The 20061-nt window shown below is 63.7% G+C and carries 24 protein-coding genes; all 24 read left to right on the forward strand.

What is annotated here, in order from left to right; translation table 11 throughout:
• The first annotated feature begins 59 nt into the window (after positions 1-59).
• The gene (locus B9A11_RS12485; protein WP_058248377.1) at positions 60-1223 is read left to right on the forward strand and encodes an isovaleryl-CoA dehydrogenase; all 1164 of its coding nucleotides are present in this window, start codon (positions 60-62) and stop codon (positions 1221-1223) included.
• A gap of 4 nt (positions 1224-1227) precedes the next feature.
• Positions 1228-1563 carry a hypothetical protein gene (locus tag B9A11_RS12490; protein WP_058248378.1) on the forward strand — a complete coding sequence of 112 codons (336 nt, stop codon included), beginning with the start codon at positions 1228-1230 and terminating at the stop codon, positions 1561-1563.
• Positions 1560-3014 carry an AMP-binding protein gene (locus B9A11_RS12495; protein ID WP_058248379.1) on the forward strand — a complete coding sequence of 485 codons (1455 nt, stop codon included), beginning with the start codon at positions 1560-1562 and terminating at the stop codon, positions 3012-3014. Before B9A11_RS12490 ends, B9A11_RS12495 begins: the two co-directional genes overlap by 4 nt.
• A complete protein-coding gene (locus B9A11_RS12500) occupies positions 3011-3478 on the forward strand; it encodes a hypothetical protein (RefSeq protein ID WP_058248380.1) in 468 nt (155 codons plus the stop codon). Before B9A11_RS12495 ends, B9A11_RS12500 begins: the two co-directional genes overlap by 4 nt.
• Positions 3475-5073, forward strand: a complete 1599-nt coding sequence (locus B9A11_RS12505; RefSeq protein ID WP_058248381.1) for a carboxyl transferase domain-containing protein — start codon at positions 3475-3477, stop codon at positions 5071-5073. Before B9A11_RS12500 ends, B9A11_RS12505 begins: the two co-directional genes overlap by 4 nt.
• Positions 5074-5085: 12 nt before the next feature.
• Positions 5086-5502 carry an ASCH domain-containing protein gene (locus tag B9A11_RS12510; RefSeq protein WP_058248506.1) on the forward strand — a complete coding sequence of 139 codons (417 nt, stop codon included), beginning with the start codon at positions 5086-5088 and terminating at the stop codon, positions 5500-5502.
• A gap of 97 nt (positions 5503-5599) precedes the next feature.
• Positions 5600-7537: an acetyl/propionyl/methylcrotonyl-CoA carboxylase subunit alpha gene (locus B9A11_RS12515; RefSeq protein WP_058248382.1), complete on the forward strand. Its 1938-nt coding sequence runs from the start codon at positions 5600-5602 to the stop codon at positions 7535-7537.
• Positions 7534-8199 carry a glutathione S-transferase family protein gene (locus tag B9A11_RS12520; RefSeq protein WP_058248383.1) on the forward strand — a complete coding sequence of 222 codons (666 nt, stop codon included), beginning with the start codon at positions 7534-7536 and terminating at the stop codon, positions 8197-8199. Before B9A11_RS12515 ends, B9A11_RS12520 begins: the two co-directional genes overlap by 4 nt.
• Before the next feature lie 94 nt (positions 8200-8293).
• On the forward strand, positions 8294-9148 hold the full coding sequence (locus tag B9A11_RS12525; protein WP_058248384.1) for a hydroxymethylglutaryl-CoA lyase: 855 nt from the start codon (positions 8294-8296) through the stop codon (positions 9146-9148).
• A gap of 122 nt (positions 9149-9270) precedes the next feature.
• Positions 9271-10053, forward strand: a complete 783-nt coding sequence (locus tag B9A11_RS12530; protein ID WP_058248385.1) for a crotonase/enoyl-CoA hydratase family protein — start codon at positions 9271-9273, stop codon at positions 10051-10053.
• A 3-nt stretch (positions 10054-10056) separates the two neighbouring features.
• Positions 10057-10434 carry a hypothetical protein gene (locus tag B9A11_RS12535; protein ID WP_143595877.1) on the forward strand — a complete coding sequence of 126 codons (378 nt, stop codon included), beginning with the start codon at positions 10057-10059 and terminating at the stop codon, positions 10432-10434.
• A 286-nt stretch (positions 10435-10720) separates the two neighbouring features.
• Positions 10721-11086 carry an NADH-quinone oxidoreductase subunit A gene (locus tag B9A11_RS12540; protein ID WP_058248386.1) on the forward strand — a complete coding sequence of 122 codons (366 nt, stop codon included), beginning with the start codon at positions 10721-10723 and terminating at the stop codon, positions 11084-11086.
• The gene (locus tag B9A11_RS12545) at positions 11086-11610 is read left to right on the forward strand and encodes a NuoB/complex I 20 kDa subunit family protein (protein ID WP_143595881.1); all 525 of its coding nucleotides are present in this window, start codon (positions 11086-11088) and stop codon (positions 11608-11610) included. The genes B9A11_RS12540 and B9A11_RS12545 overlap by 1 nt, the downstream gene beginning before the upstream one ends.
• Positions 11607-12020, forward strand: a complete 414-nt coding sequence (locus tag B9A11_RS12550) for a ribonuclease E inhibitor RraB (RefSeq protein ID WP_058248388.1) — start codon at positions 11607-11609, stop codon at positions 12018-12020. Before B9A11_RS12545 ends, B9A11_RS12550 begins: the two co-directional genes overlap by 4 nt.
• The gene (locus tag B9A11_RS12555; RefSeq protein ID WP_058248389.1) at positions 12017-12616 is read left to right on the forward strand and encodes an NADH-quinone oxidoreductase subunit C; all 600 of its coding nucleotides are present in this window, start codon (positions 12017-12019) and stop codon (positions 12614-12616) included. The genes B9A11_RS12550 and B9A11_RS12555 overlap by 4 nt, the downstream gene beginning before the upstream one ends.
• Before the next feature lie 12 nt (positions 12617-12628).
• Positions 12629-12892, forward strand: coding sequence for a hypothetical protein (locus tag B9A11_RS12560; protein ID WP_058248390.1), 264 nt, complete (start codon positions 12629-12631; stop codon positions 12890-12892).
• Positions 12893-12899: 7 nt separating this feature from the next.
• The gene (locus B9A11_RS12565; RefSeq protein ID WP_186009216.1) at positions 12900-14117 is read left to right on the forward strand and encodes an NADH-quinone oxidoreductase subunit D; all 1218 of its coding nucleotides are present in this window, start codon (positions 12900-12902) and stop codon (positions 14115-14117) included.
• Positions 14114-14707: a hypothetical protein gene (locus B9A11_RS12570; protein ID WP_058248392.1), complete on the forward strand. Its 594-nt coding sequence runs from the start codon at positions 14114-14116 to the stop codon at positions 14705-14707. The genes B9A11_RS12565 and B9A11_RS12570 overlap by 4 nt, the downstream gene beginning before the upstream one ends.
• A 39-nt stretch (positions 14708-14746) precedes the next feature.
• Entirely contained in the window at positions 14747-15037 is a 291-nt protein-coding gene (locus B9A11_RS12575; RefSeq protein WP_058248393.1) for a hypothetical protein, read from the forward strand.
• A 76-nt stretch (positions 15038-15113) separates the two neighbouring features.
• Complete coding sequence (locus B9A11_RS12580) at positions 15114-16211, forward strand: NADH-quinone oxidoreductase subunit E (RefSeq protein ID WP_058248394.1); 1098 nt, start codon at positions 15114-15116, stop codon at positions 16209-16211.
• A gap of 89 nt (positions 16212-16300) precedes the next feature.
• Entirely contained in the window at positions 16301-17431 is a 1131-nt protein-coding gene (locus B9A11_RS22150) for a hypothetical protein (protein ID WP_234988824.1), read from the forward strand.
• Positions 17432-17565: 134 nt separating this feature from the next.
• The gene (locus B9A11_RS22475; protein ID WP_143595878.1) at positions 17566-18339 is read left to right on the forward strand and encodes a hypothetical protein; all 774 of its coding nucleotides are present in this window, start codon (positions 17566-17568) and stop codon (positions 18337-18339) included.
• A 14-nt stretch (positions 18340-18353) separates the two neighbouring features.
• The gene (locus B9A11_RS12595; RefSeq protein ID WP_058248396.1) at positions 18354-18572 is read left to right on the forward strand and encodes a DUF5337 domain-containing protein; all 219 of its coding nucleotides are present in this window, start codon (positions 18354-18356) and stop codon (positions 18570-18572) included.
• Between the two features lie 3 nt (positions 18573-18575).
• On the forward strand, positions 18576-19868 hold the full coding sequence (gene nuoF, locus B9A11_RS12600; RefSeq protein WP_058248397.1) for an NADH-quinone oxidoreductase subunit NuoF: 1293 nt from the start codon (positions 18576-18578) through the stop codon (positions 19866-19868).
• Positions 19869-20061 lie beyond the last annotated feature (193 nt).

Here is a 20061-nt window from a genome sequence, read left to right on the forward strand (position 1 = left end):
GGCAAACCCGCCTCTAGGATATGAACAAGCGTTCAATAAACCCGGGGGAGGGGGTGGCGATGTTTCTGGCGAGCATGAAGTTCGACCTTGGCGAAGACGTTTTGGCCTTGCAGGACATGGTCCACAAGTGGGCCCAAGAGCGGGTCAAACCCATGGCCGCCGAGATTGACCGCTCCAACACCTTCCCGCCCGAGCTGTGGACAGAGATGGGCGAGCTGGGCCTGCTTGGCATCACCGTGTCCGAAGAGTACGGCGGCGCCGGGATGGGCTATCTGGCGCATACCGTCGCGGTCGAGGAAATCGCGCGGGCGTCGGCCAGCGTCAGCCTGTCCTACGGCGCGCATTCCAACCTGTGCGTCAACCAGATCAAGCTGAACGGCAATGACGAACAGCGCGCCAAGTACTTGCCGGGGTTGATCTCGGGTCAGCACGTCGGCGCTCTTGCCATGTCCGAACCCAGCGCCGGCTCCGACGTGGTCAGCATGAAACTGCGGGCCGAGAAAAAGAACGACCGCTTTGTGCTGAACGGCAACAAGTACTGGATCACCAACGGTCCGGACGCGGATACTTTGGTGGTCTATGCCAAGACCGATCCCGACGCCGGGGCCAAGGGGATCACCGCCTTTTTGATCGAGAAATCCATGACGGGGTTCAGCACCTCGCCCCACTTTGACAAGCTGGGAATGCGCGGGTCGAACACCGCCGAGCTGATCTTTGAGGACGTCGAAGTGCCGTTCGAAAACGTCCTTGGCGAAGAGGGCAAGGGCGTGCGCGTGCTGATGTCGGGCCTTGATTACGAGCGGGTGGTTCTGGCCGGGATTGGTCTGGGGATCATCGCCGCCTGTATGGACGAAATCATGCCCTACCTGCGCGACCGCCACCAGTTTGGCCAGCCGATCGGGTCGTTCCAGCTGATGCAGGCCAAGATCGCCGACATGTATACCGCGCTGAACAGCGCCCGCGCCTATGTCTACGAGGTCGCCAAGGCCTGCGACCGGGGCGAAGTGACCCGCGCCGATGCCGCTGCTTGCTGTCTTTATGCCTCTGAACAGGCGATGGTGCAGGCCCACCAAGCGGTGCAGGCCATGGGTGGCGCAGGTTTCCTGAACGACGCCGCTGTTGCGCGCATTTTCCGCGATGCCAAGCTGATGGAGATCGGCGCGGGCACCAGCGAAATCCGCCGGATGCTGGTCGGGCGGGAGCTGATGGCGGCGATGAGCTAAGGCCATGCCGCGCTGGGTCTGGTTCCTGCCGCTTGGGCTTTTGTTGCTGGCGACGGCGGGGCTTGGGTTTCGCTACGGTTGGGCTCTGATGACGCTGACAGAGACGGACGTGATCACCGCCTACGCGCAGCGCTATTTGGCGGATCGTCCGGGGGGCGGCGCGCGGCTGACCGATTGCGTGGCCTATCCCGGCGAAGCGCCCGGCATCTGGCTGCGGGTGGTCTGCGCGCCCCCCGGCGATCCGGCGCAGAGCTATGAGTATCAGGTGAACCGCCTTGGCCATCTTGTCCGGGCGCTGTCGCCGCAGACCAGCGGAACCTTGAGGGGACCAAGCATATGAACATGGCGGCGCAATGCCTTGACCACCCAAGCGAACAGGTCGCGATCATCGACCTGAGCGAAGGCGCGCGCCGCGATGTGACCTATGGCGATCTGGCGCAGGCGGTGGACGGGCTGGCGCGCTATCTACAAGGCGAAATCCAACCGGGGGACCGGGTTGGCGTGCTGCTGGGCCAAGGGCTGTGGTGCGCCGCCGCCCATCTGGCGATCTGGAAAATCGGTGCGATTTCCGTGCCTTTGTTCAAACTCTTCAAGCAGGATGCGCTGGCGAGCCGGGTGGGCAATGCGGGCTGCGCCTTGGTGCTGACCGACGCCGAAGGGGCCGATTTGCTGGGCGATTTGGCCCCCGCCGTCATGGCCGAAACCGCCGGTGTGGAGGGCGCGCCTGTGCCCTATGCGCAGGCCGTTGCCACGACCCCCGCCGTGCTGATCTACACCTCCGGGACCACCGGCGCGCCCAAGGGCGCGTTGCACGGGCATGGCGTTCTGGCGGGGCATTTGCCCGGCGTTGCGCTGTCGCACGATCACCTTGGCCAACCGAGCGATTGCCTGTGGACGCCAGCGGATTGGGCGTGGATCGGCGGGCTGTTCGACGTGGCGATGCCCGCGCTGGCGCTGGGTGTGCCGGTGATCGCGGGGCCGGGGGGCAAATTCTCTGGCGAGATGTGCAAGGCGGCCCTGGACGTCGGGGCGCGCAACGTGTTCTTCCCGCCGACCGCGTTGCGGATGCTCAAGGCCGAAGGCACACGCTTGCCGGGGCTGCGCTCTGTCGCCTCGGGCGGCGAGCCCTTGGGCGAGGAAATGCTGGCATGGGGGCGCGACGCGCTTGGGGTAACCATCAACGAATTCTACGGCCAGACCGAGTGCAACATGGTCGTCAGCTCTTGTGCCGCCGATTTCGCGCCCAAACCGGGGTGCATCGGCAAGCCCGTTCCCGGCTTTGATGTGCAGGTGATCGACGCGGACGAGAGCGGCGAGGGGGACATTGCCGTGCGGCGCGGCGCGCCGTCTATGATGTTGGAATATTGGCAAAATCCGCAGGCCACGGCTGAGAAATTCCGCGGCGACTGGCTGTTGACCGGCGATCGGGGGCGGCTGGAAGGCGAGTTTATCCGCTTTGTGGGGCGCGACGACGATGTGATCACATCCGCTGGCTACCGCATCGGCCCCGCCGAGATCGAGGATTGCCTGCTGACCCATCCCGCCGTGGCCACCGTCGGCGTCGTGGGCAAGCCTGACGCCCTGCGCACAGAGATCGTCAAAGCCTATGTGGTGCTGAAACCGAACCATCCCGCCACCGAAGGCGAATTGATGGATTACGTTAAATCCCGACTTGCAAGCTATTCCTACCCAAGGGAAATTGCGTTCCTGGAGGCTCTGCCCATGACGGTCACGGGCAAGGTCATCCGCAAGGAACTCAAGGCCCGCGCTGCGCGGGAGGGAATGACATGACAAAGACACTGGGGGGCCTGGCGCTGTTGCTGTTGACAAGCGCCGGGACGGCTTATGCCAGCGAGGACGCTACGGCGGTCGGCGCGCTGGAGAGATGCTTGATGACGGCGGGGGCGCCGCAGGTGACCACCGATTATGCTTGTGGCGAGGCGGCCTATGCGCTGTGCGAAACAGGCGGGGCCTTGCGCGCCGACTGCCTGACACCGCTGCGCGAGGCGCTGTGGCTCGACGTGGACGCGGTGCTGGCGACGATGCCGCAACGGCCACCAGAGGCGCTTGGGCTTAGCCGCAAAGATTACCGCGCCTTGAAACGCGGCCTGCGGGCGGGGCTGGGCTGGCCCGGTTGCCCCAAGGGCGTGCCCGAGGCGCGCTGCGATTACATGACCGCGCTGGAACGCTGGGTCGAGGCGCGGGCGCTGCAACAGACGCTGACCGCCGTCACCGTCGAGGGGAGAGAGAGATGAAACTGAACTCGCAGGCGATTGCCGCATCCGAAGGCTTTAAGGCCAACCAGCAGGCGCACCTGGAGGCGCTGCGGATCGTATCGGAGGCGGCGGCGCTTGCGGCAGAGGGGGGCGGCGCGCGGTCGCGCGAGCGGCATGTGTCGCGCGGCAAGATGCTGCCTCGGGACCGGGTGGCGAACCTGCTCGATCCCGGCGCGCCGTTCCTTGAGGTTGGCGCGACGGCGGCCCACGGCATGTACGACGGGGCCGCGCCCTGCGCCGGGGTGATCGCGGGGATCGGCGTGGTGCAGGGCCGTCAGGTGATGGTGATCTGCAACGACGCCACGGTAAAGGGCGGCACCTACTACCCGATGTCGGTCAAGAAACACCTGCGCGCGCAGGAGATCGCCGAGGAAAACCGTCTGCCGTGCATCTACCTGGTGGACAGCGGCGGGGCGAACCTGCCGAACCAAGACGAAGTGTTCCCCGACCGCGACCACTTTGGCCGGATTTTCTACAACCAAGCGCGGATGAGCGCCAAGGGCATCGCGCAGATCGCCGTGGTCATGGGCTCTTGTACGGCGGGCGGCGCTTATGTGCCCGCCATGTCCGACGTGACGATCATCGTCAAGGAACAGGGCACGATCTTTCTGGCCGGGCCGCCTTTGGTCAAGGCGGCGACGGGCGAGGTCGTATCGGCAGAGGACTTGGGCGGCGGCGACGTGCACACGCGCCTGTCTGGCGTTGCGGACTATCTGGCCGAGGATGACGCGCACGCTTTGGCCCTCGCGCGGCGGGCGGTCCTGTCGCTGGGCGGCGATGGGGCTGTTGCGGCTTTGGGCGGCGAAGCTCCGGCCTATGATCCTGACGAGATCCTCGGCGTGGTGCCTGCGGATTTGCGCACGCCCTATGACATCCGCGAGGTCATCGCGCGGGTGGTGGACGGGTCGTATTTCGACGAGTTCAAACCGCGCTTTGGCGAGACCTTGGTAACCGGGTTTGCCAAGCTCTGTGGCATGGACGTGGGGATCATCGCCAACAATGGCGTGCTGTTTTCCGAGGCCGCGCAAAAGGGCGCGCATTTTGTCGAGCTCTGCTCTCAGCGGCGTATCCCCTTGGTGTTCTTGCAGAATATCACCGGGTTCATGGTGGGCCGCAAGTACGAGAACGAAGGCATCGCCCGCCATGGCGCCAAGATGGTGACCGCCGTGGCGACCACCGCCGTGCCCAAGGTGACGATGCTGGTGGGCGGCTCTTTTGGCGCTGGCAACTATGGCATGGCCGGGCGGGCGTATCAGCCGCGGTTCCTATGGACCTGGCCCAATTCGCGCATCAGCGTGATGGGCGGCGAGCAGGCGGCAGGGGTGTTGGCGACGGTGAAACGCGACGCTTTGGAGCGGGCAGGGCAAGAGTGGTCCGCCGAGGAGGAGGCCGAATTCAAACGCCCCACCATCGAGATGTTCGAGCGCCAGTCGCATCCGCTGTACGCCTCGGCGCGGCTGTGGGACGATGGCATCGTTGACCCGCGCAAGACCCGCGATGTGCTGGGCTTGAGCCTGCGGGCGGCGCTGAATGCTCCGATTGAAGAGACGCGCTTTGGCGTGTTCCGCATGTAAAGGAGGCCGATGATGGCCAAGAGCTTGCAACAGATCATTGATGAGAACCCCGAGGCCGAGACCTTTCGCTTTGGGGATAACCCCAAGCTGTGCGCGCAGATCATCGCGCTGGTGCGGTCGGGGAAAAAAACCGCGACCGTCGAGGCGATGCGTGCCTACACGCGTGAAGGCGATGCCTTGCCCGAGGTGGGGCGGCGCGATGTGGCGCTGAACTGGGACGGATCGCCCGCTCTGATGCTGGAGACGGTCGAGGTCGTTACGCGAAAGTTCAGTGAGATGGATGAAGAATTCGTTGCCGCGCAGGGGGAGTTTCGCGATCTCGCGCATTGGCGCAAAGCGTATCGGGCGTATTTTTCGCGCACGGGCGGGGTGTCGGAGGACATGGAGATCATGTGCGAGCGGTTTCGCGTGGTTGAGGATTACGCGTGAGGTGAGGTGGTTGGGGGCGCTGCCCCCATAGCCCATTGGGCTATTCCCCCGGGATATTTGAAAAGAGAAGAAGACCGGGAGCGGGAGGAGGATTGGGATGTTTGATACTTTGTTGATCGCGAACCGGGGGGAGATTGCCTGCCGGGTGATCCGCACCGCGAAAGCCATGGGCTTGCGGACGGTCGCGGTGCATTCGGACGTGGACGCGATGGCCGCGCATGTGGCGATGGCGGATGTGGCGGTGTCCTTGGGCGGGGCCTCGCCGGCTGAGAGCTATTTGCGCGGGGAGGCGATCATTGCGGCGGCTTTGGACGTGGGCGCGCAGGCGATCCATCCAGGCTATGGGTTCCTGTCCGAGAACCCCGATTTCGTCGAAGCCGTTGAGGCGGCGGGGCTGGTGTTCGTTGGGCCTTCGGCGCGGGCGATCCGGGCGATGGGCCTTAAGGATGCGGCCAAGCGGTTGATGGACGAGGCCGGGGTGCCGATCGTGCCGGGGTATCTGGGCAAGGATCAAGAGCCGTCGCGGCTGGAGGTCGAGGCGGCAGCGATTGGCTATCCCGTTTTGATCAAGGCCGTGGCGGGCGGCGGCGGCAAGGGGATGCGGCTGGTCGAAGCGCCGGGCGATTTTGTCGATGCGCTCGAGCGGGCCAAGGCCGAGGCGCGCACCGCTTTTGGCAACGACGCGGTGTTGATCGAGAAGTACATTCAGCAGCCGCGCCACATCGAGGTGCAGGTCTTTGGCGATGGTCAGCGCGCTGTGCATCTGTTCGAGCGGGACTGTTCCTTGCAGCGGCGGCACCAGAAGGTGATCGAAGAGGCACCCGCGCCGGGCATGACCCCCGAGATGCGCGCGGCCATGGGGGCGGCGGCGGTGCGGGCCGCCGAGGCGATTGGTTACAAAGGCGCGGGGACGGTGGAATTTATCGTGGACGGCTCGGGCGGGCTGAGGCCTGACGGGTTTTGGTTCATGGAGATGAACACGCGCTTGCAGGTCGAGCATCCTGTTACGGAAATGGTCACAGGTGTTGATCTGGTGGAATGGCAGTTGCGTGTGGCTGGGGGCGAGGCCTTGCCCTGTGGGCAGGACGAGCTGACGCTGACCGGTCACGCGTTCGAGGCCCGTCTTTATGCCGAGGATGTACCCGCCGGGTTCTTGCCCGCGACAGGGCGGCTGACCGCTCTGTCGTTTCCCGAAGGGGTGCGGGCCGACAGCGGGGTGCGTGCGGGCGACGAGATCAGCCCGCATTACGATCCGATGATCGCCAAGGTGATCGTCCATGGGCCGACGCGCTCCGTGGCGCTGCGGCAGTTGGCGCGAGGGTTGGCACAGACGCAGGTGGCCGGGACGGTGACGAACCTTGCGTTTCTCGGTGCGTTGGCCGGGCACAAAGGGTTTGCGCGCGGCGAGGTCGATACCGGCTTGATCGCGCGTGATTTGGACGCGTTGACCGCCTCGGCAGGGGACGCCCCTTTGGCGCGGGCGCAGGCGGCGCTGGTGGCAACGGGGCTTTGGGAAAATGCCACTCCAGAGACAGGATTTGCGTTGTGGGCGCCTTTGGCGCGTCAAGTGCGATTGGCTGAGGGTGACGAAGAATATGTGATCACACTGCGTGTTCACAGCCCGGATCGGGTCGAGATAGACGCGATTTCTGCCGAACGGCGGGGAGGGCGATGGTATCTGGATGGCACTGCCGCTGCAGATGTGTCGATTTCCGGCGATGTGATCACAGTCTTTGCGGGTTTTGGCCGGGCTTACCGCGTGGTTGATCTTTTGGCGCGCGATGCCGCGGCGGAGGCCGGGGGTGGCCTGACGCTGGCCCCGATGCCGGGGCGTGTCGTTTCTGTCCATGTGCACGCGGGGCAGGCGGTCGAGGCGGGCGATCGCCTCGCGGTTTTGGAGGCCATGAAGATGGAGCACACCCTGACAGCGGCGCGCGATGGCGTGATCGCCGAGGTCTTGGTGCGCGAGGGGGATCAGGTCGAGGCGGGCGCGCCGCTGATCCAGCTTGAGGAAGAAGAGGAGGCGGCGGCATGATCCGACTGCATCACGTGCAATATGGGCGGTCGTTCCGGGTGCTTTGGCTGCTCGAAGAGATCGGGATCGAAACCTTTGGCGGACTGGAGGTGATCGAGCATCAGATCGGCAGCGCCGCGATGCGCGAGAGCGATCTGGGGCGCGTCTCGCCCGCCACGCGCATTCCCGCGATCGAGTACAAAGGGCTCGAGATGTCCGAGTCCGGCGCGATTGTGGAATATCTGACAGAGACTTACGCGCCGGAGCTCAACCGCCGGATCGGCGATCCAGAGCGCGCGTCTTGGCTGCAATGGGTGCACTACTCAGAGACCATGGCGAGCCTGATTGAGCAGCTGAACCTGCAAATGGTGTTCCTGCGGCCGCCCGCCAAGCCCTCGCCGATTGTGATCAAGCTGAACGTCGCGCGGCTGCGGCAGACCCTTGCGGGGATGGAGGCGCGGCTGAGCGGCGACTGGCTGCTGCCGGGGGGCTTTAGCGCGGCGGATATTATGATGGGATTCAACCTGTTCGCGGCGCCTTTTTACGTGAAACTGGACGAATTTCCCAAGTTGCAGGCGTACAAAGCCCGGATGGAGGCACGGCCTGCCTATCAGCGCTGCATCGCGCGCGAAGGGGCACAGCGGTTCTACGCGCAGGACTTTTACCCGGTGCCGGAAGCGTGATCCAGCGGAGCGCCTTGCGGCGCGCAGGTTGGTAGGGCGCAGGCCGCACCGTGACGTGTCCTGCTGAAGGTATCGCAAGAGGAGAGGCTCGCAGATGGCGGATTTCGTTGAGATTTTCGAGGTTGGCCCTCGGGACGGATTGCAGAACGAGGCGCGGCAGATTGCGACCTCGGACAAGATCGCCTTGGTCGATTGCCTGAGCGAAGCGGGGTTTGCGCGTATCGAATGCGCCAGTTTTGTCAGCCCCAAATGGGTGCCGCAGATGGCCGACAGCGCCGAGGTTTTGGCGGGGATCTCGCGGTCACATGGCGTGTCCTATGCGGCTTTGACGCCGAACCTGAAGGGGCTAGAACGGGCCTTTGCGGCGAAAGCGGACGAGGTGGCGATCTTTGGCGCGGCCTCCGAAGGGTTCAGCCGGGCGAACATCAACGCCAGCATTGACGAGAGCCTCGCGCGGTTCGTGCCGGTGTCCGCGGCAGCGAAAGCGGCGGGCGTGCCGATGCGGGGCTACGTGTCTTGCGTCGTGGAATGCCCCTATGACGGGGCGGTCGCGCCGGGCGCGGTGGCGCGGGTCGTGGCGGCCTTGCGCGACATGGGCTGCTACGAGGTCTCGCTTGGCGACACCATCGGACGCGGGCGGCCCGAGGCGGTGGACGCTATGCTGAGCGCGGTGTTGAACGAGCTGCCAGCGGAGCGTCTGGCGGGGCATTTCCACGACACCGGCGGGATGGCCTTGGCCAACGTGGACGTGGCATTGGCGCGTGGCCTGCGGGTGTTCGACGCGGCAGTTGGCGGGCTTGGCGGCTGTCCCTATGCGCCCGGCGCTGCGGGCAATGTGGCGACCGAAGCCGTCCATGATCACGTCTCCGCGCTGGGGTATGAGACGGGGTTGGACCGCGAGACATTGTCCCAAGCGGCACAGATGGCGCGCGCCATGCGATCCGCCTAGAAACCCCTTAAAGACAAGGCGTTGCGCGCGGTCGCTCGTGTAGCGCTTTAAAAGCAGCGCGTTAACCATCGCGCGATACCTGAACGGCGCGTCCGAAGCCTTTGACCCAAGGAGAAAAGCCCATGTCTGATTTGATCCGAATTGACCGTGATCCGCGCGGTGTGGCGACGATTTGGTTAACGCGGGCGGACAAGCACAATGCCCTGTCGGCGCAGATGATGATCGACCTTGAAAGCGCGGCGCAGGCGCTGGGGCAAGACGACAGCATTCGCGTGGTCGTGCTGGCCGCTGAGGGGCGCAGCTTTTGCGCGGGCGGCGATCTGGCGTGGATGCGAGCGCAGTTCGAGATGGACGCCGAGACCCAGCGCAGCGAAAGCGCGCGGATCGCCACGGCGCTTGGCGCGCTTTATGCCTTGCCGCAGCCGCTGATCGGGCGGGTGCAGGGCAATGCCTTTGGCGGCGGGGTCGGGCTGGCTTGTGTCTGTGACGTGACCATCGGGGCCGAAACCGTCAAGATGGGGCTGACCGAGGTCAAGCTGGGGCTGATCCCGGCGAATATTGGCCCTTATGTGGTTGCGCGGCTCGGCGCGGTGAAGGCGGCGCAGATGTTCATGAACGGGGTGATCTTTGACGCGGCAAAGGCCGTGGACCTCGGGGTGCTGACCCGCGCCGTGCCTGCCGAAGACCTCGACGCCGCCGTCGAGGCCGAGGTTGCGCCCTATCTCGCCTGCGCGCCGGGGGCGGTGCGGGACGGCAAGGCGTTGCTGCGCGCCTTGGGCGGGCAGGTGACGCAGGCCCAGGTGGACCGCGCCATCGACGCGCTGGCCAAACGCTGGCAGGGCAACGAGGCGCGCGAGGGCATCGGCGCGTTCTTTGACAAACGCCCCGCGCCCTGGGCACAGTAAGTCATGCTGACCCAAATCGCGCATCTTTACGCAACCGCTTGCCTTGCCGTGATCTTTTTCCAGATCGCGCTGATCGCGGGCGCGCCCTTGGGGGAATACACCCAAGGCGGCCAGCAAAAGGGCGCGCTGAACGCCAAGGGACGGATCATCGCCGCCGTGTCGATCCCGGTGCTGGCGTTCCAAGGCTTTGCAATCCTCAGCGCCGCCGGATTTCCCGGTCTCGGCTGGCCAAGATGGACGGCTTACGCGGCGCTAAGCGTGTCTGTGATCACAATGATCCTCAACGGCATCACCCCAAGTGCGCGCGAACGCGCAGTTTGGTTCCCCGTGACCACCGTCATGGCGGGTCTTGCGGCCTATGTGGTGATTGTCACGCTGTAACCTGCGGCAAAAGAGACTCACCTGCCCATTCCGGCGGCTTAACCTTTGGCTTACCAAAGAAATCCCGCGACCCTTGCGCGCGCCCAACGCCTCGCAATCCAAGGGAAAATTTGGTATTCCCTTGTACACAAAGGGAAAATCAAGAAAATACGACCAAAAGCCTATTTGATTTCAATCTTTTGAATATCGCTGCGACTTGTTGACCCTTGGGGCGCGTAGGGATAAGTCAGCACGTGAACGCATGAGCCACCATGCGATCCACGCATGACATCGAAGGAGCCGCCTCGTGGAAGAGATGCTGCGGGAATACCTTCCCATCCTCGTTTTCCTGGCCGTGGCCATCGCCATTGGTCTCGTCTTCATTTTCGCCGCCATCCTCGTCGCGGTGCGCAACCCGGACCCGGAAAAAGTGTCGGCCTATGAATGCGGGTTCAACGCATTCGATGACGCCCGGATGAAGTTCGACGTACGGTTCTACCTCGTGTCGATCCTCTTTATCATTTTTGACCTCGAAATCGCATTCCTGTTCCCCTGGGCCGTGGCCTTCAAGGACGTGAGCATGGTGGGCTTTTGGTCGATGATGGTATTCCTCGGCGTGCTGACCGCTGGCTTTGCCTACGAATGGAAGAAGGGGGCGCTCGAATGGGAGTGATGACCGGTCTGAACACCGCTGGCGGTGATCGCGAACACGCAACCCAGGCGCTGAACGCCGAGTTGCAGGACAAGGGCTTTTTGCTGACCTCGACAGAGGACATCATCAACTGGGCGCGCACCGGCTCGCTGCACTGGATGACCTTTGGTCTGGCCTGCTGCGCCGTCGAGATGATGCACACCTCGATGCCGCGCTACGACCTTGAGCGGTTTGGCACCGCGCCGCGCGCCTCGCCGCGTCAGTCGGACCTGATGATCGTTGCGGGCACCTTGACCAACAAGATGGCCCCGGCGCTGCGCAAGGTCTATGACCAGATGCCCGAACCGCGTTACGTGATCTCTATGGGGTCTTGCGCGAACGGCGGCGGCTACTATCACTACAGCTATTCCGTGGTGCGCGGCTGTGACCGCATCGTGCCGGTCGACGTCTACGTGCCCGGCTGCCCGCCGACGGCAGAGGCGCTGGTTTACGGCATCCTCGCGCTGCAAAAGAAGATGCGCCGCACGGGGACCATCACCCGATGAGCCAAGGCGCCGCGCAGATCGCGCCGTCGCAGGCGTTGGTGGAAGAGAACACCGCGATGCTGTCCAGCTTTGAACAGCAGGGGATGCGTCTGGACCAGGAGGTCTGGATGGATTTCATCGCAGAGTTCCCGGACCCCGAGCTTGCCGAAAGCGCGCTTGGCGCGGCAGAGCGCATGGTCAAGGCGGCGGGAACGCTGCCCACCGCGCGTTTCGAGATTCTGGTGGACGACGCAGACGAGACCGCCGAGCCGGTCTATGAGCTGCGCCTGACCACGCGGGTGCTGCCCGAGGCAGCGATCATTTCAACATTCGAGGCGCTCCTGACGCGCGTGTCCACCATGTATGGCGGCAGCACGGCGGCGTGGGAATTTGCCGATCCGACCAACACCACGATGGAGGCGCTCCAGTGAAAGAGCTTGGCACCCATATCGAGCTGAAACGCCCCGATTGCGTCATCGCATGGGATGTGACGCACGGCGAGCTGAACATCGACGTGGCCCCGGCGAACGTCGCGGGCTTTGTCGAGTTTCTCAAGACCGACCCGACCTGCCGCTTTTCCACGCTGGTGGACATCACGGCGGTGGATTACCCCGACCGCCCCAAGCGGTTCGACGTGGTTTACCACTTCCTGTCGATGTACCAGAACCAGCGCATCCGCCTGCGCGTCTCGATCCGCGAGGACGAGATGGTGCCGTCGATCGTCAACGTGCACCCGTCGGCCAACTGGTTCGAGCGTGAAGTGTTCGACATGTTCGGCATCCTGTTCTCGGGCCACCCGGACCTGCGCCGCATCCTCACGGACTACGGCTTTCGCGGCTACCCGCTGCGCAAGGACTTCCCGACCACGGGCTACACCGAAGTGCGCTACGACGAAGAGCAAAAGCGCGTCGTCTACGAACCGGTCAGCCTGACGCAGGAATACCGCCAGTTTGATTTCATGTCCCCGTGGGAAGGCGCGCAATACGTCCTGCCCGGCGATGAGAAAGAGGCGCAGAAAGAGGGATGACGGTGATAGGCTATGGAATTCGAACCAATGGACCAGTTTGTGGTTGCGCCGATTTCGGGGGCAAGCGGCTGGAAAACCATGCTTCTCTGGCTAGAGGCGTCGGTCATCGTCGCACAAATTTCGGTCGTGTCGCTTGGTCTCGTGGCGTTTCCTCTCTGGCGCATGCTGCCGCGCGTAGGACTGTCGAAATGGTGGTCTCTTTTGGCAGCATTTCCGCCCGCGGCCATCGTCCTAATCTGGGTTGCTGGCTTTCGCCCTTGGAAGCACAAGGAGTAGACAAATGATGGACGGCTCCAAATTTGACGACGCCCTGACGGGCGAGCAGAAAATCCGCAATTTCAACATCAACTTCGGCCCGCAGCACCCTGCCGCGCACGGGGTGTTGCGTCTGGTTCTGGAACTGGACGGCGAGATCGTGGAACGCTGCGATCCGCACATTGGTCTGCTGCACCGCGGGACGGAAAAGCTCATGGAGAGCCGGACTTACCTGCAAAACCTGCCGTATTTCGACCGCCTCGACTACGTGGCGCCGATGAACCAGGAACACGCCTGGTGTCTGGCCATCGAAAAGCTCTGCGAGATCGAAGTGCCGCGCCGCGCGTCGCTTATCCGTGTGCTGTATTCGGAAATTGGCCGGGTGCTGAACCACCTGCTGAACGTGACCACGCAGGCCATGGATGTGGGCGCGCTGACGCCGCCGCTCTGGGGCTTTGAGGAACGTGAAAAGCTGATGGTGTTCTATGAGCGCGCCTGTGGTGCCCGTCTGCACGCCGCCTATTTCCGCCCCGGCGGTGTCCATCAGGACCTGCCCCCGGCGCTGATCGACGACATCGAAACCTGGGCGAATGAATTCCCGGCCAAGCTGGACGACATCGACGGCCTGCTGACCGAGAACCGCATCTTTAAACAGCGCAACTGCGACATCGGTGTGGTCAACGAAGAAGAGATCAACGAGTGGGGCTTTAGCGGCGTGATGGTGCGCGGCTCGGGTCTGGCGTGGGATTTGCGCCGCGCCCAGCCCTATGAGTGCTACGATGAGTTCGACTTCCAAATCCCGGTGGGCAAGAACGGCGACTGCTACGACCGTTACCTGTGCCGCATGGAAGAGATGCGCCAGTCGGTCAAGATCATCCATCAGGCGATTGCCAAGCTGCGCGCGCCCGAAGGGCAGGGCGACGTTCTGGCCCGTGGCAAGTTCACCCCGCCCAAGCGCGGCGAGATGAAGACCTCGATGGAAAGCCTGATCCACCACTTCAAGCTGTACACCGAGGGCTTCCACGTCCCCGCAGGCGAGGTTTACGCCGCCGTTGAGGCGCCCAAGGGCGAGTTCGGCGTCTATCTCGTGGCCGATGGCACCAACAAGCCGTACCGCGCCAAGCTGCGCGCGCCGGGTTACCTGCACTTGCAGGCGATGGACCACGTCGCAAAGGGCCACCAGCTGGCGGATGTCGCGGCGATCATCGGCACCATGGACGTGGTGTTCGGGGAAATCGACCGATGATCCGCACCTTGGCGTTCCTGACCATCGGCTTCGCTGCGCCCGCGCTGGCGCAGGGGATGCCCGTGTTCGATGACGCCAAGGGCTTTGACGTTGTGGGTGTGATGGACGGCTCTTTGGTTGTCGCCAACGGCGGGCACAGCTTTATCTGTTCGCTGCGCGCGGGCGGGGACGTCTGGCAACTGGCCAATTGCGAGCCGATCATCGGCCCCGCCATGGCCGCCCAGATCGAGGCCGAGGAGCGCGCCGCTGTTGAGGCTGCCGCCGTTGAGCAAAACACCGAGGCGCGCGAAATCTTTTTGCGCAACCTTGAGGTCATGCCGGACGTGGTCTTTGCCAACCTGCTGGCCGATCTGCTGCGCCAAGCGCCCGATTGCACGCTGACGGCGTCCAACAAACAGGAACTCGCGCTGATCGAACGCGCCTATGCCCAGTTGGTGATCGAGCGTTTTAACTATCCCGCCGGGCTGGATTCCGAATTGATCAAGGCTTTGAGCAAGAAGTTGGAGGACGGCGGAGAGGTGCTGGATGACCGCGAAGAGGTGCTGCACGGCTCCGGTTCGGTGCGGCTCAAGACCTGTCCGGCGAACTAAAGAAATTGGCCAGAACGGCCGGTGTACGAGGGACCAAAGATGAAGAAGATCGCTTTTGCCTGTGCCGCCCTTGGCATGACCGCCGCCTGCGTGATGCCGCCCAAGGACGTCACCCAGCAGGATCTGGAGCAGTTCGATGCCGCCGTGGCCTCGATCGGCTGCGATCTGGTGGGCGAAAGCGACTATCTGCCGGTGGAACTGCAAACCGGTCTGACCCGCGAAAAGCTGCTTGAAGTGGCGTCCTACAAGGTCAGCACCGACGAGGCAGTCAGCCTTGAGAACGGCGGTGTGCGTCTGGTCACCGGGGTCTGCACGCCCAAAGAGGTCTAAGATTTTCCCCTGCGTCTCAGGGGGTTAGGGAATAACCGGGGGCCGATCCCCCGTAGATAAGAACGGAAACGTTGCCATGCTGCGTCGACTGCACCACGAACAACCCGAGAGCTTTGAATTCACTCCGGCGAACCTCGCCTGGGCCAAAGAGCAGATCACCAAGTATCCCGCAGGCCGCCAAGCCAGCGCGATCATCCCGCTGCTGTGGCGCGCGCAGGAACAAGAGGGCTGGCTGTCCCGTCCGGCGATTGAAACCGTCGCGGACATGCTGGGCATGGCCTATATTCGCGCGCTCGAAGTGGCGTCGTTCTACTTTATGTTCCAGATGCAGCCGGTGGGCGCGGTCGCGCATATCCAGATCTGTGGCACCCTGTCCTGCATGATCTGCGGCGCCGAAGACCTGATCGCGGTCTGCAAAGAGATGATCGCCGACAAGCCGCACACGCTGTCCGCCGATGGCAAGTTCTCTTGGGAAGAGGTCGAGTGCCTTGGCGCTTGCACCAACGCGCCCATGGCCCAGATCGGTAAGGATTATTACGAAGATCTGACCGCCGACAGCCTGCGCGACCTGCTGACCCGTCTGGGCAAGGGCGAAGTCCCGCAGGTCGGCCCCCAGAACGGTCGTTTCGCCGCAGAGCCTCTGGGCGGCATCACCTCGCTCACCGAATACGTCAACGCCAACATCACGCTGAACGCCTCGGCGCAGCTGGCGCATGACATCGGCGACACGGTCAAACGCATCGATGGCACCGAAGTGCCGCTGCGCGCGCCTTGGGGCGATGCGTCGGGCACCCGTGCGCCGGGCGGCGAAGAGATCAAGATCAAGCCGTCCGAAGGCCAGCCCGCCGACAAGACCGGCATCGACGAGCGCGAGGCGCAGGCTCAGCCCACCGCCAAGCCCGAGAGCGACTCGGTTCCGGCCGAAGAGGTGGGCACCAAGCCCGAAGCGCTGAGTGCCCCCAAGGACGGGCAGGCGGATGATCTCAAGCGCGTCAAAGGCATCGGTCCCAAGCTCGAAGAGATGCTGCACGGCATGGGCATTTTCCACTTCTCGCAGATCGCCGCCTTTACCGAGGCGGAACTGGCTTGGGTGGATGCGAATCTCGAAGGGTTCAAGGGCCGCGCGACCCGCGATGAGTGGGTGGCTCAGGCTAAAGTCCTATCCGGGGAATAAACTCGGGATTTGCCCTTTGTCCTTTTAGAAGCAATAGTTAACCTAAGAATAAGTTAACAAAAAGACTGCTCAACCTGGAGGGACATGGGATGAATGAGATGAATGGACAGAGCGGTTGCGCCGTCAAGACATGGGGCGGCGCGGCTCTTATGGGTCTGTTCGCAGCGGTGATGCTGGTGGTCGCGGGTGGCCAGGGCGTCTTTACCGCGGTTGTTTTGGGCGCGATCACTTTTGTGTTGCTTGGGCTGCTGCTGACGTGGCTGTTCTGCGCGCCGCTGCCGGAACCGGCGAAGTTTTCCAGCGATGAGTTGATCGAACCGGTGACCCCTGCTGCTGCGGGTGACGCGGGCGCGGCCACGGCCAGCGATTCGGTTGTAAAGGCCTCGGCCGCTTTGGCCGGTGAGGCTGAGCTGGCCGATCGCAAAGGCGAGTGGAAGTACGAAGGCGAGGCCGCCGCTGAAGACACCGTCGCAGACGACACGCCTGCCGAGGATGCGCCTGCCGATGCCCCGACTGCCGAGACCGATGCGCCCGCCGCGTCGGGAGAGGCGCTGGTAAAACCGTCCAAAGCGTTGGCGGGGACCGCCGAACTGGCAACACGCAAGGGCGAGTGGAAATACGAAGCCACGGCGTCGGACGCTGCGGGCGCCGACGCCTCGGCAGACCCAGCGGCTCAGGCGGACGACACCGCCGCAACCGAAGCCCCTGCGCCTGACACCGCCGACGCGGCCCCGGTGCCTGCTCAGGAAACCAGCAGCGCCGCCGCGCCTGCGGCTGTTCTAAAGCCCTCGACGCCTTTGGCTGGCGAGGCTGAACTGGCGACGCGCAAGGGCTCTTGGAAGTACGAAGCCCCGGCCAAGGAAGCCAAGGCCGCTGCCGCCGAGACGACTCCCGACTTTGACGGCGACGGCGTCAAAGAGGGCACCGATGAGGGCGAAAAGCCCCAACTGATGGATGCTCCGCGCGATGGCGGTGCCGATAATCTCAAGGAAATCAAAGGGGTCGGTCCCAAGCTGGAAAAGCTGTGCCATAGCCTTGGGGTCTATCACTTTGACCAGATCGCAGCCTGGACGGACGCAGAGGTCGCTTGGGTTGACGCCAACCTTGGCGGGTTCAAGGGCCGTGTCAGCCGCGACGGCTGGGTCGAACAGGCCAAGATCCTGGCCGCCGGTGGCGACACCGAATTCTCGAAACGTGTCGATAAAGGGGAGGTTTACTAACCCCTGCGACACCACTATGCCTTGCGTACGGCTGTGCTGTATGCAAGGCCTGATATTGCACTGTTGGGGAGGAACGGCGCTCAAGCAGGTGCGGATTGTCCGCGCCTCTTAGTCAATGGAGCGATGACGTGACCATGAATACTCCGATTTTTGCAATGACCCCTGATTTCTCGCCGGTTGTAAAGCTGATGGCGATGCAGACGCGGTTTGCGATGGAAACCAGCCAAGGCATGATAAAGCTGGCGTTCTTGCCGTGGCAGGGGATGCAGCTGGGCTTTGGGGGGATTGGTGCCCCGACCGAACCCGCCGCCAAACCTGCGCCCGCCGCCAAGGCAAAGGTTGCAGAAAAGCCCGCCGCCAAGGCTGCGCCCAAAGCGGCCCCCAAGCCAAAACTGGTCGAACCCGTGGCGAAAGAGGCTCCGAAGCCTGCCGCCAAACCTGCGGCCAAGGCCGAGGCTCCAAAGCCCGCCCCCAAGGCAGAAGTGAAAGCCGCGCCTGCGATCTCTGCGCCGAAAGCCGGATCCGCGCCCAAGGCAGAGACCCCGAAGCCGGCTCCCAAGCCAGAGGTCAAAGCCGAAGCTCCCAAATCCGCCCCAAAAGCCGAAACCGCCAAGCCCGCCCCCAAGGCCGAGACGCCCAAACCGGCCCCCAAGGCCGAGGCACCCAAAGGCCCGGCCAAACCGGCCACTTTGGCAAGCGCACCCGCCAAGGCGGATGATCTGACCGCGCTCGAAGGGGTTGGACCTAAGCTTGCAAAGGCGCTAAACGAGGCGGGTATATACCAGTTTTCGCAAGTGGCAGCATGGTCCGAGGCCAATGTCGCTTGGATTGACGACAATATTGCCGGGGTGCGCGGACGCGCCTCGCGCAATGGATGGGTGGCACAAGCCGCCAAATTGGCTAAATAAGGGCCGGAACGACGATGGCAGATTCTGAAGAGCTTAACCGGCAAGGGCGTAATATCGGCCTGTTGATTGCCGGGGTGGCTGTCGGATGGGTCGCCGCCAACGCTCTGGGCGCGGCGCTGGACTGGAGCCAGCGCACGCGGGCCTTCTTTGACCTCGCCGCCGGGGCGGGGTTCTTGATGGCTTTTTGGATGATTTACGGGCTCTGGCGTGCGCGCCAGAAGAACAAGGACTGAGAGATGCTGCAGGACCAGGACCGGATCTTTACCAATATCTACGGGATGCACGATCGCACCCTTGATGGCGCGAAAAAGCGTGGCCATTGGGATGGCACGGCGGGCCTGATCCAAAAGGGTCGGGACTGGATCATCGACGAGATGAAGGCCTCTGGCCTGCGCGGACGCGGCGGGGCGGGCTTCCCCACCGGTCTCAAATGGTCCTTCATGCCCAAGGAAAGCGACGGTCGCCCGTCCTATCTGGTTGTGAACGCTGACGAATCCGAGCCGGGCACCTGCAAGGACCGCGAAATCATGCGCCACGATCCGCACACGCTGATCGAGGGCTGCCTGATCGCCTCCTTCGCCATGCAGGCGCACGCGTGCTACATCTACATTCGCGGCGAATACATCCGCGAGCGTGAAGCGCTGCAAGCGGCGATTGACGAGGCCTATGATGCCGGCCTGCTGGGCCGCAACGCTGCGGGTTCGGGCTGGGATTTCGACCTCTACCTGCACCACGGGGCAGGGGCGTACATCTGCGGCGAGGAAACCGCGCTGCTCGAATCGCTCGAAGGCAAAAAGGGTATGCCCCGCATGAAGCCGCCGTTCCCGGCAGGCGCGGGTCTGTACGGCTGCCCGACCACCGTGAACAATGTCGAATCGATTGCCGTTGTGCCGACCATCCTGCGCCGCGGCGCGTCGTGGTTCGCAGGCTTTGGCCGCCAGAACAACGCGGGCACCAAGCTGTTCGCGATCTCTGGCCACGTGAACAAGCCCTGCGTCGTCGAAGAGGAAATGTCGATTTCCTTCGAAGAGCTAATCGAAAAGCACTGCGGCGGTATCCGTGGCGGTTGGGACAACCTCAAGGCGGTGATTCCCGGCGGCTCTTCCGTGCCTTGCGTGCGCGGCGAAAAGATGCGCGATGCGATCATGGACTTTGATTACCTGCGCGGCGAGCTGGGCTCTGGCCTTGGCACCGCGGCGGTCATCGTCATGGACAAGCAGACCGACATCATCAAGGGCATCTGGCGTCTGGCCAAGTTCTACAAGCACGAGAGCTGCGGCCAGTGCACCCCGTGCCGCGAGGGCACCGGCTGGATGATGCGCGTGATGGAGCGTTTGGTGAACGGCAACGCCGACCCCGAGGAAATCGACATGCTCTGGGACGTGACCAAACAGGTCGAAGGCCACACCATCTGCGCCCTTGGCGACGCGGCGGCCTGGCCGATCCAAGGTCTGATCCGCAACTTCCGCGACGAGATCGAGGATCGCATCAAGGCGCAGCAAAGCGGCAGGACGATCGCCGCGGAGTGATCGCTGGTACACAAACACCCAGACAGACATTTCAAACGGCGGCCCCAGCGGTCGCCGTTTTGCGTTTGCGTTTGTTTTAATCGGGGCGGCAGGGCGAGACGCCCCATCAGGGGCGGCGAGCAATAACACCTGCTTGACCCACGCGGCCTCAAAGGGGACACTGCGGTTAACAAAGGCGCCTCCAGAGCGCCCC

The organism is Tropicibacter naphthalenivorans (assembly GCF_900176475.1).
Classification (GTDB): domain Bacteria; phylum Pseudomonadota; class Alphaproteobacteria; order Rhodobacterales; family Rhodobacteraceae; genus Tropicibacter; species Tropicibacter naphthalenivorans.

Bases quoted from the DNA above. Each gene is read 5' to 3' on its own strand.
- B9A11_RS12535 (WP_143595877.1), top strand. From the start codon at position 10,057: ATGCTGACCCAAATCGCGCATCTTTACGCAACCGCTTGCCTTGCCGTG.
- B9A11_RS12570 (WP_058248392.1), top strand. From the start codon at position 14,114: ATGATCCGCACCTTGGCGTTCCTGACCATCGGCTTCGCTGCGCCCGCG.
- B9A11_RS12485 (WP_058248377.1), top strand. From the start codon at position 60: ATGTTTCTGGCGAGCATGAAGTTCGACCTTGGCGAAGACGTTTTGGCC.
- nuoF (WP_058248397.1), top strand. From the start codon at position 18,576: ATGCTGCAGGACCAGGACCGGATCTTTACCAATATCTACGGGATGCAC.
- B9A11_RS12510 (WP_058248506.1), top strand. From the start codon at position 5,086: ATGGCCAAGAGCTTGCAACAGATCATTGATGAGAACCCCGAGGCCGAG.
- B9A11_RS12565 (WP_186009216.1), top strand. From the start codon at position 12,900: ATGGACGGCTCCAAATTTGACGACGCCCTGACGGGCGAGCAGAAAATC.
- B9A11_RS22150 (WP_234988824.1), top strand. From the start codon at position 16,301: ATGAATGAGATGAATGGACAGAGCGGTTGCGCCGTCAAGACATGGGGC.
- B9A11_RS12550 (WP_058248388.1), top strand. From the start codon at position 11,607: ATGAGCCAAGGCGCCGCGCAGATCGCGCCGTCGCAGGCGTTGGTGGAA.
- B9A11_RS22475 (WP_143595878.1), top strand. From the start codon at position 17,566: ATGAATACTCCGATTTTTGCAATGACCCCTGATTTCTCGCCGGTTGTA.
- B9A11_RS12490 (WP_058248378.1), top strand. From the start codon at position 1,228: ATGCCGCGCTGGGTCTGGTTCCTGCCGCTTGGGCTTTTGTTGCTGGCG.
- B9A11_RS12495 (WP_058248379.1), top strand. From the start codon at position 1,560: ATGAACATGGCGGCGCAATGCCTTGACCACCCAAGCGAACAGGTCGCG.
- B9A11_RS12520 (WP_058248383.1), top strand. From the start codon at position 7,534: ATGATCCGACTGCATCACGTGCAATATGGGCGGTCGTTCCGGGTGCTT.
- B9A11_RS12515 (WP_058248382.1), top strand. From the start codon at position 5,600: ATGTTTGATACTTTGTTGATCGCGAACCGGGGGGAGATTGCCTGCCGG.
- B9A11_RS12525 (WP_058248384.1), top strand. From the start codon at position 8,294: ATGGCGGATTTCGTTGAGATTTTCGAGGTTGGCCCTCGGGACGGATTG.
- B9A11_RS12530 (WP_058248385.1), top strand. From the start codon at position 9,271: ATGTCTGATTTGATCCGAATTGACCGTGATCCGCGCGGTGTGGCGACG.
- B9A11_RS12500 (WP_058248380.1), top strand. From the start codon at position 3,011: ATGACAAAGACACTGGGGGGCCTGGCGCTGTTGCTGTTGACAAGCGCC.
- B9A11_RS12545 (WP_143595881.1), top strand. From the start codon at position 11,086: ATGACCGGTCTGAACACCGCTGGCGGTGATCGCGAACACGCAACCCAG.
- B9A11_RS12580 (WP_058248394.1), top strand. From the start codon at position 15,114: ATGCTGCGTCGACTGCACCACGAACAACCCGAGAGCTTTGAATTCACT.
- B9A11_RS12505 (WP_058248381.1), top strand. From the start codon at position 3,475: ATGAAACTGAACTCGCAGGCGATTGCCGCATCCGAAGGCTTTAAGGCC.
- B9A11_RS12575 (WP_058248393.1), top strand. From the start codon at position 14,747: ATGAAGAAGATCGCTTTTGCCTGTGCCGCCCTTGGCATGACCGCCGCC.
- B9A11_RS12560 (WP_058248390.1), top strand. From the start codon at position 12,629: ATGGAATTCGAACCAATGGACCAGTTTGTGGTTGCGCCGATTTCGGGG.
- B9A11_RS12595 (WP_058248396.1), top strand. From the start codon at position 18,354: ATGGCAGATTCTGAAGAGCTTAACCGGCAAGGGCGTAATATCGGCCTG.